The 12739-nt window shown below is 58.0% G+C and carries 11 protein-coding genes; 10 read left to right on the top strand and 1 reads right to left on the bottom strand.

Features of this window, described 5'->3' with window-relative positions:
- Nucleotides 1-2: 2 nt before the first annotated feature.
- The 7 genes from RKE50_RS13110 to RKE50_RS13080 all read left to right on the top strand — a co-directional run bounded on the left by RKE50_RS13110 (nt 3) and on the right by RKE50_RS13080 (nt 7645).
- Nucleotides 3-1217 carry a TIGR04063 family PEP-CTERM/XrtA system glycosyltransferase gene (locus tag RKE50_RS13110; protein ID WP_350036982.1) on the top strand — a complete coding sequence of 405 codons (1215 nt, stop codon included), beginning with the start codon at nt 3-5 and terminating at the stop codon, nt 1215-1217.
- Complete coding sequence (locus RKE50_RS13105) at nt 1210-2421, top strand: glycosyltransferase (protein WP_350036980.1); 1212 nt, start codon at nt 1210-1212, stop codon at nt 2419-2421. The genes RKE50_RS13110 and RKE50_RS13105 overlap by 8 nt, the downstream gene beginning before the upstream one ends.
- Nucleotides 2422-2489: 68 nt before the next feature.
- A complete protein-coding gene (locus tag RKE50_RS13100; protein WP_350036978.1) occupies nt 2490-3770 on the top strand; it encodes a phenylacetate--CoA ligase family protein in 1281 nt (426 codons plus the stop codon).
- Nucleotides 3771-3858: 88 nt separating this feature from the next.
- A complete protein-coding gene (locus RKE50_RS13095) occupies nt 3859-5286 on the top strand; it encodes a putative O-glycosylation ligase, exosortase A system-associated (RefSeq protein WP_350036976.1) in 1428 nt (475 codons plus the stop codon).
- Nucleotides 5267-6280: a polysaccharide deacetylase family protein gene (locus tag RKE50_RS13090; RefSeq protein ID WP_350036974.1), complete on the top strand. Its 1014-nt coding sequence runs from the start codon at nt 5267-5269 to the stop codon at nt 6278-6280. The genes RKE50_RS13095 and RKE50_RS13090 overlap by 20 nt, the downstream gene beginning before the upstream one ends.
- A gap of 8 nt (nt 6281-6288) precedes the next feature.
- Nucleotides 6289-6954, top strand: coding sequence for a tetratricopeptide repeat protein (locus RKE50_RS13085; RefSeq protein WP_350036972.1), 666 nt, complete (start codon nt 6289-6291; stop codon nt 6952-6954).
- Nucleotides 6893-7645 (top strand): GNAT family N-acetyltransferase, encoded by a 753-nt coding sequence (locus tag RKE50_RS13080; RefSeq protein WP_350036970.1) that lies wholly within the window; start codon nt 6893-6895, stop codon nt 7643-7645. The genes RKE50_RS13085 and RKE50_RS13080 overlap by 62 nt, the downstream gene beginning before the upstream one ends.
- Here the strand turns inward: RKE50_RS13080 and RKE50_RS13075 are convergent.
- A complete protein-coding gene (locus tag RKE50_RS13075) occupies nt 7634-9274 on the bottom strand; it encodes an asparagine synthetase B family protein (RefSeq protein ID WP_350036969.1) in 1641 nt (546 codons plus the stop codon). The two genes, RKE50_RS13080 and RKE50_RS13075, sit on opposite strands and share 12 nt — an antisense overlap.
- Before the next feature lie 444 nt (nt 9275-9718).
- Between RKE50_RS13075 and RKE50_RS13070 the strand changes: the two genes are divergently transcribed.
- From RKE50_RS13070 to RKE50_RS13060, 3 genes are all read left to right on the top strand, one after another.
- Entirely contained in the window at nt 9719-10681 is a 963-nt protein-coding gene (locus RKE50_RS13070) for a glycosyltransferase family 2 protein (protein WP_350036967.1), read from the top strand.
- Between the two features lie 157 nt (nt 10682-10838).
- The gene (locus RKE50_RS13065; protein ID WP_350036966.1) at nt 10839-11807 is read left to right on the top strand and encodes a glycosyltransferase family 2 protein; all 969 of its coding nucleotides are present in this window, start codon (nt 10839-10841) and stop codon (nt 11805-11807) included.
- Nucleotides 11797-12738: a glycosyltransferase family 2 protein gene (locus tag RKE50_RS13060; protein WP_350036965.1), complete on the top strand. Its 942-nt coding sequence runs from the start codon at nt 11797-11799 to the stop codon at nt 12736-12738. The genes RKE50_RS13065 and RKE50_RS13060 overlap by 11 nt, the downstream gene beginning before the upstream one ends.
- Nucleotide 12739 lies beyond the last annotated feature (1 nt).

The following is a 12739-nucleotide window of genomic DNA, read 5'->3' as shown; positions in this document are numbered from 1 at the left end:
CCATGCGCATCCTGCACGTGCTTGACCACAGCATTCCCCTGCACAGCGGCTATACCTTCCGCACCCGCAATATCCTGCGTGAGCAGCGCAAGCGGGGATGGGAAACTGCGCACGTGACCTCGCTGAAGCAGGGGCCGTTCGCCGCGGCGGAAGAGGACGTCGACGGGCTGCGCTTCTACCGCACGGCGCCAAGCCGCAACCCGCTCTACCGGCTGCCGCTCCTCGACCAGTGGGCGGTAGTGGAGACTCTAGCCCGGCGCATCGTCGAAGTGGCCGCCACGGAGCGCCCCGATATCCTCCACGCGCACTCGCCGGCGCTCAACGGCCTGGCCGCATTGCGCGCCGGCAGGCACCTGGGCCTGCCCGTCGTCTACGAATGCCGCGCCTTCTGGGAGGATGCGGCCGTCGATCACGGCACGAGCACGGAAGGGGGCCTGCGCTACCGGGCGACGCGCGCTCTAGAAACGCACGTGTTCCGTCGAGCGGTTGCCGTAACTACGATCTGTGAGGGGCTTCGCAGTGACATCGCGGCACGGGGTATCGACGCAAGTAAGATAACCGTGATTCCGAACGCTGTGAACATAGAGGAATTTGGTCAGGCTCGCGAACCCGATCCGGAACTCCGAGGGCAGTTGGGCTTGAACGGCAAGCGCGTGATCGGGTTCATCGGTTCCTTTTATGGGTACGAGGGCCTGCCCTTACTGATAGAGGCGCTGCCGGCCCTGCTAGCGGCTACTCCGGAACTTCGGCTGCTGCTGGTCGGTGGCGGGCCAGAAGAGGCAAGAATTCGGACGCGGATTCGCGAGTTGGCAGTTGAGGAAGCGGTGGTGCTTGCCGGTCGCGTCCCCCACTGTGATGTCCAAGCCTATTATCATCTAGTCGATATCCTCGTCTATCCTCGCCTGCCCATGCGTCTGACTGACTTAGTCACGCCGCTTAAGCCCCTTGAGGCAATGGCCGAGGAGCGACTTGTGGCCGCTTCGGATGTCGGTGGCCACCGGGAATTAATAGAGGACGGGGTGACCGGCCGGCTCTTCCCGGCAGGTGATGCGGCGGCCCTGGCAACGTGCGTGGCTGAGATGCTCGCGAACGAAGAGGGCGCGCATGGAATTCGGGAGGCGGGACGACGCTTTGTCGCAGAAGAGCGCAACTGGCCCAAGAGTGTTGCGCGCTACCAGCACATATACGCAGCGCTAGCGGACGGTTCGCATGGCTGAAAAAATGCTTAGGCTCGTCCTATTCAGCTCTCTCTTTCCGACCAGCGCCCGTCCTCAGGCTGGGCTGTTTATTCGGGAGCGGCTGCGCCAGGTCATGCCGCGGGTTCAGGCGACGGTTGTCTCACCTCAGCCCTGGTTTCCGTTCCAAGGCTTGTTGCGCCTGGTTAGACCCGGCTACCGACCGTCGGTACCTCGACGGGAGGTCCAGGATGACCTCATAGTCTATTCCCCGCGTTTTCTTGCCCTGCCAGGGCTAGGTCGGCGCTTCGATGGCTTCATGATGGCCTTGAGTGCCTACGGTACTGTCTCTCGTATCGCCCGGGAGTGCGGTGTGGACCTGCTCGATGCTCACTTTGCTTATCCGGACGGCTATGGTGCGAGTTACCTCGCGCGGTGGTTATCGATCCCTTTCGTAGTGACCTTGCGTGGAACCGAAGTCCGCTGCTGTGGCACACCGGCGTTGCGAAAGCGATTGCTCCGCGCCCTGAACCGCGCGGCAAGCGTAATCACGGTCGCCAACTCACTGCGAGATGTCGTGTCAGCCGCGGGAGCTGATCCAGCCAAGATCGAGCGTATTGGTAATGGTGTTGACTGCGAGCGCTTCCAGCCGGTTGACCGGAAAGAGGCGCGAAGGCGTCTCGACCTGCCCGTTGGGGTGCCGGTCCTGATTTCGGTCGGTGGCCTGGTGGCACGGAAGGGCTTCCACCGCGTAATTGAAATCCTGCCGGCGCTGCGCGAACGTTGGCCCGAGCTACGCTACCTCGTGGTCGGCGGCCCGGGACCGGAGGGCGATATGCGTGATCAGCTGGCACAGCAGGTGGCAGCCTTGGGACTGACGGATTGCGTGCATTTCTTGGGAGCGATCCCTCCAGAGGAGCTCAGGGTTCCGCTGTCAGCTTCGGATCTGTTCGTTCTCGCCACCGAGAACGAGGGCTGGGCGAATGTGTTCCTCGAGGCCATGGCGTGTGGCCTGCCCGTCGTGACGACACGTGTGGGCGGTAACGCCGAAGTAGTGGAGTCGGAGGCCCTGGGACGGCTTGTACCGTTCGGTGACGGCGAGGCCCTCCGCGAGGCGATTGAGCAGTTGCTGCAGAGCCCGCCCGATAGTTCAGCAATAAGGGAATACGCGGTGGCCAATGCGTGGTCGCGTCGCGTGGATCAACTGCTTTCTGTATACCGGCGTGCGAGCGAGGGCGGGCAGTGAGTCTGTACACGAGAATGATTTCCTCGCTGGTCTTCCCGCTCCATGAAAGGCTAAAGGGACACAGCACCGTGGCTGCCCGGCGAACCCTCGAACGTAGCCAGTGGCAGTTCCCTGAAGCGCTACTCGACCGACAACTTGGCGAGCTGCGTGTCTTCCTTGAGCGAATCGGGCGAACCGTTCCCCACTATCGCGAACTCTTCGAGGCGCTGGAATTTCGCCCAAGTGATCTGGTTTCACTGGAAGATTTGCAGCGACTACCGCTTCTGGACAAGGCGACGATCCGCGGCCACTTCAAGGGGCTTCACAGGGAAGGGGCGAAGGGCCTGATGGCCTTCAACACCGGCGGATCCAGTGGCGAACCCCTCACTTTTATGCTCGGCCGGGAGCGGGTAAGTCACGATGTCGCTGCAAAATGGCGGGCCACACGCTGGTGGGGCGTTGATATCGGCGACCCTGAGGTCGTCCTTTGGGGCTCACCTATCGAATTGGGCGCCCAGGACCGGATACGTCAGCTCAGGGATCGGCTGCTGCGCACAGAACTCTTGTCTGCCTTTGAAATGTCGGCCGACAGTATGGACCAGTTTCTCCATCGCATTCGCGCTCGTCGTCCACTTATGCTGTTCGGGTACCCCTCTTCGCTGGCCTTGCTCGCTAAGCACGTGGTTAGGACAAATCAACGCATGGATGACCTTGGTATACGCGTGGCTTTTGTAACTTCGGAACGGCTTTTTGATTACCAGCGGGAGGCAATTGAGCAGGCTTTCGGCTGCCCAGTCGCCAATGGTTATGGCGGCAGGGACGCGGGCTTCATCGCCCATGCGTGCCCGGCCGGTTCGCTGCACGTGACAGCGGAAGACATCGTCGTAGAGGTCGTCGATGGAACGGGTCGGGCGTTACCGCTTGGCTCGACGGGCGAGATAGTTGTTACTCATCTGAGGACAGGAGACTTTCCCTTCGTACGATACCGAACTGGCGACCTAGGAAAACTTTCGTCAGACGTTTGTGACTGTGGACGCGGTTTACCGGTCCTTGCCAGTGTTGAGGGCCGCAGCACTGACTTCCTCGTTACTCGAGATGGGACGACGCTGCACGGCCTTGCTTTCATATACATCCTGCGCGAAATGGCCGAGGTGGAAGCATTCAGGGTTGTGCAGGAATCGCTTGAGTTGACTAGAGTACAGGTCGTACCGGGTGACGGCTTCGACACGGCGTCAGAGAAAACGATAGTCGAGGGTTTTCGGAAGCGGCTTGGTGAAGAGGTCGACGTCCAAGTCGACCTCTGCAGCGCAATCCCGAGCGAGGCCTCTGGCAAATTTCGCTATGTTCAGAGCCGGGTGAGCGCTCCATGATCGACAGTCTTTATCTTCTGATGGTCGTTCTCTCCATGTGCTTTCTTCTCTGGTGGTCTGACCACCAGGACCGTGGAGGGCGCCGTTAATGCGCGACCTGCTGATCGTCGGTTTCCTTCTCTATGCATGTTTTTTCGCGCTGCGCAGACCATACCTTGGTGTTGCCGGATGGATCTGGATTGCCCTTGCGGCTCCAACAGAGTGGGTCTTCGGCTTCTCGCAGAACTTTCGACCGAACCTGACGATCGTTCTAGTCACAGCGGTTGCTTTCTTGTTTTCTCGCGGAGGGCCAGGTGTTCGGTTCAATGGCCTTTTTGGGCTTGTACTTTTTTTCTGTGGGTGGACGCTGCTCAGCACCATCGGTCATGAGAGCTTCGACGGGCTCTGGGTCTGGGATGCATGGGTCAGGTTTGTCAAGATAGTGCTACTCTTCATTTTCGTCGTGCTTACTGTCCGCACCCGCCTGCAGGTCGACACGGTCGTTTGGGCTATTGTTCTGGCCGTCTCCTCCTACGCGGCGATGGAGGGTGTAAAGTTCCTGCTTTCCGGTGGGGGACACCGCATTCAGGGTATGGCCGGGATTATCGAGGATCGAAATCACCTCGCGGTAGCTATCAATATGTGCCTGCCATTGGTGGTTTACCTAATTGGTGTGACCCATCACCGAGCACTGCGCTTCGGGCTGTGGCTTCTTGTCGTCCTCAATATTGTTGCCGTCGTCGGTACTTACTCCCGCGGTGGCTTCATCGGCCTGGCGATTCTCGGCTTTGCTGTGTGGCTGGCGTCCCGCCACAAGCTGGTCATTGCTCTTGCGGCAATGTTGCTGCTGCCAGTTGCATATCAATTCGCTCCGGAGGACTGGAAGTCTCGGCAGTCGACCATCGCCAGCGCCGCAGCAGAAGACAGCTCCTTCATCGGTCGACTTTGGGCGTGGAAAATTTCAGTGATGATCGCCAATGAAAACCCAATTATTGGGGGTGGCTTCGGGGCCGTTACGGACCCGGTTCTCTGGGCTCGCCATGCTCCTGCTACCCCATCATTCGGACCTATCGAGACGCCGCCGATACCGCAGGGCCTGTCGCCAAAAGCAGCGCACAATATCTTTCTGCAGGTCCTGGGGGACCATGGGTGGGTTGGTCTTTTCCTGTTTCTCTCCGTTCTCGGCCTCTGCTTTTTCGTCAACCTCCGCAATGTTCGAGCTGCTCGTGCTGCCGAGGTCGTATGGTTCCGGCAGTTGGCTAGCGCTATCAATCTTGCCCTGGTTGGTTATGGCATAACTGGTGCCAACGTGAGCCTTGCCTACTTCGATCTGTTATACACGCTTATTGGACTGGTAGTTGTCATGACGGTATGGCGCCAAGAACTACTTGGCACGGGTAAGCCTCAGGAGACGACACGAAGCGTACAGGACCCGAACTGGATGAATCCGGTCTTGGCGGGCGGTCGCCAGGCACGTTGGCATGGCTCGTCAGTAGGGGAAACGCTGAGGAGAACACGTGAAGTACCCGATGCGTAGGGAGACTGGGGCAATCCACGCCGTCGAGGCGGTGACAAAGGGCTGGTTCTCCAAGGATACGCTGTCAATTCTGCTGTTTCACCGCGTTCTTGCAATGCCGGATCCGTTGCTTTCAGGCGTGCATACAGCCTACTTTTTTTCAAAGCTGGTTGGTGCCTTGCGGCGTTATTGTAATCCGCTACCGCTTGCCGCCGGCTTACAGCGCCTGGCCGATGGTGATCTACCCCCTCGCGCTGTTTGTATTACTTTCGACGATGGGTACGCTGACAACCTGCAAGTTGCACTTCCAATTCTCCAGCGTTTTGACGTTCCGGCAACGGTTTTCGTGACGACGGCCTTCTTGGACGGTAACTTGATGTGGAATGACCGGGTCACAGAGGCCATTCGGCGCTTCCGGGGGGCAGTCATGCCACTGCAGCGGGTCGGGTTGCCGGACGCGCCCGTAGCGACGCTCCAGGAGCGCAGGGCCGTCGTCACTGAAGTGCTTACGGAGATAAAGCATCGCCCGCCTGCGGAGAGGAGCAATGCTGTTGAGTATATTGAAGCGCTCGCTCCGGGACAGCCGGCCAGGCTTATGCTCTCGACGGAGCAACTCCAGGAGTTATCTACCGCCGGGGTTGAAATTGGCGCACATACGCACTCTCACCCAATTCTTGCGACCCTTGCCGATTCTGATGCGCGGAACGAAATTGCGCAGGGCAAGCGGATGCTTGAGGAGATACTGCAGCAGAAGATTCGATTCTTTGCATATCCCAATGGTCGTCGCGGGAGAGACTACGTGTCGCAGCACGTTTCCTTCGTCCGGGAGGCAGGTTTTGATGCGGCACTTACCACGGACGGCGGCGCCAACAGGGCCGGCGTAGACCGCTTCCAGTTGCAGCGCTTTACACCTTGGGATAGCAGCAGGATCGGCTTCCTGGGGCGCATGATTCACCATAGGGGCGCAGCCTCGATGGGGCCGCGACCTAACGTTCAAGACGAATACCAGGGGTAGAGTAGGCCATGAAGAAACGCATTTGGCGCGTAGTGTTGTTCTATTGGTTTGTAGGCTGCATTGGGGCGCCTGTTGCGGCCTCTTCCTGGGTTGGTTCGGATTTTACCGGCTTGCGCTGTTCAGGAAAGCCGACCGGCGTTGGTCCCTTTGATTATTTGCAGCGCGCTGCCTTTGCAGACAAGCTAACGCTTGTAGAGCGCTTCCACTTTACGCCTGAGGTGGAAAAGCTAGTACGTGGAAAAAGCGGTGCAATCGAGAGTGACTTGGATTATACGCTGAGGGCGTGGCCTAATCATCATCGGGCGCTGAATGCCATGATGCGTCTACAGGCGCGGCTTGATCGTGCGGGCATGCAACGTCTGAAGGCCAGTCAGGTTCCAGCAGTAGAGTGCTACCTGCAACGGGCGATCACTTTCAGCCCGGGAGACGCTACAGCAAGGATGCTGTTCGCTATGCTGCTTCAACGCACTGGAAATTTGCAGGAAGCGGGCCAAATGTATGATGCGGCCATAAAGCTAGCCCCCCAGGATCTTCAGTTACAGTACAACTACGGCCTGTTCCTGGTAGAGACCGGGGAGCTAGAGCGCGCGCGGGAGATAGCCGACAGGGTCTATGGGCAGGGTTTCCCCCTACCCGGGTTGCAACGGAAGTTGGAGGCCGCATCGACGCACTAGACGACGGCGTTCTGGTATGAAGTTTCTGTACCTCTGCCACCGCTTACTCCAACGCCTATCTTTTGGGCGTGCGGGAATTGTCCCTTACTTTTTCTATGCCCAACCAGTCCTAACTGCTCCTGCCAGGCAGCGCGGCAGAGCACCCGTCGAGGTTGAGCGAGCACGAGGGCGCGCCTGTCTGCCAGCGTCCCTGCCGCGCCCGGAGGCAGTGATTGAAGGTCGCTTCGCAGCAGGTTCCCAGTGCCTCTTCATCGCAAAGGATGGCGAACTGCTCGGCTACCTGTGGTTGCATCGCGGGCCCTACCGGGAAGATGAAGTCAGGGCAGTGTTCACGCCTGAACCCGCGGAGCGCAGTGCCTGGGATTACGATGTCTACGTCGCGCCAGCCTACCGCCTTGGTCGTACCTTCTCCCGGCTATGGGAGGCAGCCAATAATGATCTACGTGCCGGTGGTGTATGCTGGTGCCACAGTCGAATCTCGGCCTTCAATACGAGCTCTATTGCAGTACACGAGAAGTTAGGGGCCAGACGCATAGGCTGGGCATGCTTTCTCTGCCTGGGGCGGCTTCAGGTAATGGTCTCTTCACTCAAGCCTCGACTGCATTGCTCACTATCAATAGCGCCGTCGGTGACTCTGCCTTCACCGAAGGCTGGCACACTCCCGCCCGCCCGAGAACCGCTATGCCGTTAGCATGGCATCCGGGTTTGCCTTGAGCCATAGTTCGAGTACCAGCAGCAGCCAGACGAGTTCGCCAAAGTAGGCCGCATGTCCATCCGCGTGTTTGCGCAGCGTGTCCTCGATAAAGCTATCCTTGAAGAGGTCACGTTTTCTTAGGGCTTGCAGATTCTCTATGGCCATATCCCGAAGCGCAGGGTGCTCGCGAAGCCATACGCCGAAGGGCAGCCCAAAACCTTTCTTGCTCTTGCTGATGGTGATGTCGGGAAGCCAGCCGCGCAGCGCTTCCTTGTAGAAATAGCGTAGATTCCGGCCTTTGATTTTTTGTTTGTCGGGGATAGTCATCGAGAGCGCAACGAGTTCTTCATCCAGCATGGGATAGCTCACTCCAATGCCAGCCAGCCCACAGGCGCTGCTTACTTTCCGCAGGTCGTTATCCGCAAGGGTGATTTGCCAGTCAAGGAAAAGCATGCGGTCCAGGGTGCTCGCATTATCCGGCACCCCGTAAAGAAACTCGAGCAGCTGCCCCGGCTGCTGTTGGTCCGCAGCCTTCAGCACGCCCTCTGAGAACACCTCTTCTGCCGGGTACTGATTGAGGAAGTTGTAGTGCTGAAGCCTCAAGGGGAGAGGTACCCGCGCCTGCGACAGAAAGCTCTGCGCTTTCCTCGCAAGGGGCAGGCCTGCCGGTGCCAGCTTCACCAGAGGTTCCACGATGCCGGATCGCAGGAATAGCGGCAATCGGAGGTAACGTTCAAAAACCATTTGATGGGCATAGCGCTCATTTCCTCCGAACAACTCGTCGCCCCCATCACCGGCTAGCAGGCATTGCATACCACTTTCGCGGGCCAGTCTCGCGCAGAAGTAGGCAGGCAGCGCCGAGGAGTTTCCGAAGGGCTCACTTTGGGCGCCAACAACATCAGGTAGGGATGTCACGATGTCATCAGGCGTAACGTAGTACTCGTGCAGTTTGAGCCCAAAGTGTCTTGCGGTGGCCCGGGCATAGGCCATCTCATCGTAGCCATCAGCCTCGAAACCAATAGCGAAGGCACGAGCATCACCCGGGTGTAGTTCCGCGAGCATGCCTGCGACGGTCGAGCTATCAAGCCCTCCGCTGAGGAATGCACCGGTAGCAGGCGGAGAGGCCTGCAACGCCTTTTCGACACCAGCTCGCAGTGTACGCCTGAGAAGCTCGCCGTCTGCTGGTACCCTGGCCTTTCCTCGCCTGCCATCGAAAGCTGGCGCCCAATAGCGCCTGATCGATAGGTCATCGCCCGTGGGTCGGTATAGCTGCTGTGCCGCTTGTAGCCTTTGCATACCGGCGAAGGCGGTACCGGGTGCTGGCACCACGTGAAAATACACGTAGTTGAAAAGTGCCTGGGGGGTAATCGATGCTGGGATCAGGCCAGATCGAATCACCAGCGCGGCGGATGTGGCAACAACGAGGTAGGGGCCGGTATGCGCCCAGTAAAGCGCATGGACACCATAGCGGTCGCTTGCTGACAGAACCTGACTTCGGTTTAAGTCTATGGCAATGACTGCGACGTGGCCATCGATGGCGCTGGGGAACCCCTCTGGTCCGCGATGATTGAAGGCCTCGAGCAATGAGGTTGACGACAAAGCCGTGCGAGGTTCGTTGTCGGCCACCTGTATTGTGCCGCGGCCCACGGCGCCGAGGGCAAGCGAGTCGGTAAAAGCCCATATGCCCCCGGCAACACCAAGAAACGCGCGACCATCGCTAAGCTTCTCAGCATCCCAAGCGCAGGCGGAGGACGCGCGTTGGAGGACTTCTCGTCGCCCATCCTCACGCTCGATGCCTGACTCCGTAGAAACAAACACGCCCAGCATAGCTGGAGAATTGAACGTCATCACAGTTTGGAATAGTGCATGCTGTTGGTCCTCTATCCGGGTGTGCGTGGCACTTATTTCAATGCAGGGAGGATGCTAGCATCGGAAGGTACGACACAACAGCGACAAAGCTGGATGTTGCCGCAAGCGGGGACTTCTCGAAGATGCATCTTGTAGAGTTTTTTAGCCAGTTGTTCGTGCTACCGCATAGTCTGGTCGACGCTACAGTGATTGAGAATCAAGATGGCTGAGTCGCCTGCCTTTTCGGTCATCTGCCCGAACTACAACGGCAGCCTTTTCCTGCAGGCCTGCTTAACCAGTGTTTTGGAACAGACCGTTGATGATCTGGAAGTAATTGTTGTCGACGATGGCTCTACAGACGATTCCATTGAGGTGCTAAACGGACTAGCAGCAACTGACCCACGGGTGCGGATAGAAAGTCAGGGGAACGCCGGGAGTGCCGTTGCGCGGAATCATGGCATTGCGCTGGCCAGAGGGAGTTACATTGCCTTCATTGATGCTGACGATGTCTGGCATCCACAGAAGCTTGAGAAGCAGCATGAGTTATTGCTGAGAGCCACGATGCCGGTAGCGTGTTTCAGCAACTTCTCCCTGTGGCCGCCCGAGCGGGATGGCCGATACCTGGCTCCATCCGAAGCCTTTTCCCAGCTGGAGCCTGTCGATGAGTTTCCGGGGATCGGGGTCGATAAACCAGCTTTTGTTTATCATCTCCTTTTGCAGGATGTTTTTGTATGGACGAGTACGGTCGTCGTGCCTTCGACTGTTCTCCATGAGGTCGGCGGCTTCGACCCCTCCTATCGAAAGGGGCAGGATTACGATCTTTGGTTAAGAATCGCTGCCCGTTATCCTTTTCTGAGGCATCCGGACTCGCTCGCACTCTATCGTCAACACCCGGATAACATCACATACAGGTATTCCGAGGTGAACTATGGTGCCGTGATCGTTGAGAATGCTCTACGATCATCTGGTTTGAGTAGCCCCGATGGGCAAATGGTTCGAGAAGACATCATGCGGCGTCGACTTTGGAAGCTTTGGTCTGACTACGCTGACAACTGTAGACACCATGGAAAGTACGAATCTGCGATAAGAGCGCTCGCTTCAGCGAGGCATTATCGAGCCCACTATTCCAACTCTCTTCGTGCCCTGGTCTGGCGCGTAGAGCAGAAACTGATCGGCCTTCGCTAATGAACGTCCGAGGTGCGACTATGGATGCTTGGCTGGCTCCCCCTCTGCAGCGGAGAAACTGGCGGTTACTCCGCGGGAGGCGGTGGAAGCGGCAACAAGTGATCAACCCATCCGAAGGGTAGCGCCAGTTCCCCGAAGCGTTAAAGGAGCGAAGGGATTGAAGATAGCGATCTTGATACCCGCCTACAATGCAGGCCGGTTCATTGAGGCAGCGCTGGACTCAGTCGCTAAGCAGTCGAGGCGGCCTGATGAGGTCATTGTCGTCGATGACGGATCCATCGATAACACCGCAGATGTTGTAGAAACGTGGCGGAGGCTGCATCCTGAGATGGCTCTGCTGCTTGTGACGCAAGCGAATGAGGGCGCATCGGCGGCGCGAAACAAAGCTCTTCGGTCGGCGAGCTCGGGGCTGGTTGCGTTTCTCGACGCCGACGACTTGCTAGAGCCCGGCCATTTGCAAGAACTATCAGCAGCACTCCTGGCAAATCCTGATCTAGTGGCGGTCTTTGCTGACCAATCGGTTTTTACAGTGAACGGTGAGCGATGCGCGAGCTTTTTAGCGGGGAAACGCCAAGAGAGGATTTCGCAGAAACCCGGAGCCCGTGGAGTACGCATTCTATCGCGAGGCCTTTGGTGCGCTCTCGTGCGGGGAAACTTTATTCCGACCAGTGCGAGCATGGTGTATCGACAGGTTGCGTTGGATGTCGGGCTCTTTGATACAGGGTTGGCGACATCAGAAGACCGTGACTTCTGGCTCAGGGTGTCGAGAAGAGGATCCGTGGGATTCCTGCCGCGGGTTCTGGCTCGAAAACGGGAACACGAGAGTAATCTATCGGGCGATATGAACAGCCAAGAAGTCTCTGCAAATGCGCTTGAAGTGCTCTTGAAGCAGATGCGTATGGCAGACAGCCTGGGGCTAAGCGAGACTGAGCGTTCAGCGACTGAGGAAGCTTTGAAGCTTGCGGTCGTTGACTGGCTGTATTTCTCCTCGAGACGAGGCATTCGAGGCTACCGCCTGGCGCGGAAGCAAATCAAGCATGAAGTGCCTGAGTTCCTGACGATGGACACCATCTCCTGGCTTCGGGCGGTATTTTATTCACTGCGAAGAAAGAAAAATGCCGCCTAAAGTAAACGCCAGCATTATCCTGGCGACGAGGAATCGGCTAGCGCTACTCGAGCAGACGCTGGCGTCGATCGCGCAGCTGGATACTGAGGGCATCGAGTGGGAGCTGATTATTGTAGACAACGACGGTGGTGAGTCGGCCAGCTCTACCATCGAATTGTTTTCGAGCCGGCTTCCGATTAAGGCCTTGCATGAGCCTAAGCCCGGAAAGAACCGTGCACTCAATAAGGCACTCGACCACGCAAACGGCGAGTTGTTTTTGTTCCTCGACAACGATGTGTCGTTACCGTCAGGTTGGCTTAAGGGGTATCTTGATGCAGCAACTCGATGGCCGGACGACGACATTTTCGGTGGCCCGGTCTGGCCAGTTTTTCCAGCCGGCACACCGGAGTGGATGGCTTCGGCCCGCTTTCCTTTTGCAGCCATGGCATTTGGGCGGTATGAGCCCGGGGTGATTGAAGGGCCAGTATCAAATCCACCATACGGCGCTAATCTGGCTATGCGCGCAGGTGTATTCGAGGACGTTCGCTACAACCCGGATGTCGGTCCCGATGGAACAAAGAACTACCGCATGGGAAGTGAAACGGAACTTTTGCTTCGACTCGCGCAGAAAGGGCATCGTTTTATCTTTGTGCCAGAAGTAAGCGTCAATCATGTGATTACTGCCGACCAGACAGAAGTGGACTGGCTCGTGCGCCGTGCTACGAGGGATGGCAGGCAGGCAGCAGCCGCACTGCAGAACTTTAAAGGGAAGAGAATTTTTGGTGTGCCTCGATACCTCTTGCGTGGGTTGATGGAAGAGACCGCCAGCCTCGCGGCATCCATGCTAGCCGGACCCGAAGCGCGATGCATTTGCCGGATGCAATACGCAAAGACGTGGGAGATGATCAAGGAAACTCGGCGAAGCCACCCGCAACCCGCGGTGCACCGATGAC

The sequence above is a fragment of the Pseudohaliea sp. genome (assembly GCF_040217025.1).
GTDB lineage: Bacteria > Pseudomonadota > Gammaproteobacteria > Pseudomonadales > Halieaceae > Pseudohaliea.
Note: the sequence above shows the minus strand (reverse complement) of the source record. Positions and strands in the feature narration are given on the sequence as shown.

Bases quoted from the DNA above. Each gene is read 5' to 3' on its own strand.
- RKE50_RS13110 (WP_350036982.1), top strand. From the start codon at position 3: ATGCGCATCCTGCACGTGCTTGACCACAGCATTCCCCTGCACAGCGGC.
- RKE50_RS13105 (WP_350036980.1), top strand. From the start codon at position 1,210: ATGGCTGAAAAAATGCTTAGGCTCGTCCTATTCAGCTCTCTCTTTCCG.
- RKE50_RS13095 (WP_350036976.1), top strand. From the start codon at position 3,859: ATGCGCGACCTGCTGATCGTCGGTTTCCTTCTCTATGCATGTTTTTTC.
- RKE50_RS13085 (WP_350036972.1), top strand. From the start codon at position 6,289: ATGAAGAAACGCATTTGGCGCGTAGTGTTGTTCTATTGGTTTGTAGGC.
- RKE50_RS13080 (WP_350036970.1), top strand. From the start codon at position 6,893: ATGGGCAGGGTTTCCCCCTACCCGGGTTGCAACGGAAGTTGGAGGCCG.
- RKE50_RS13070 (WP_350036967.1), top strand. From the start codon at position 9,719: ATGGCTGAGTCGCCTGCCTTTTCGGTCATCTGCCCGAACTACAACGGC.
- RKE50_RS13060 (WP_350036965.1), top strand. From the start codon at position 11,797: ATGCCGCCTAAAGTAAACGCCAGCATTATCCTGGCGACGAGGAATCGG.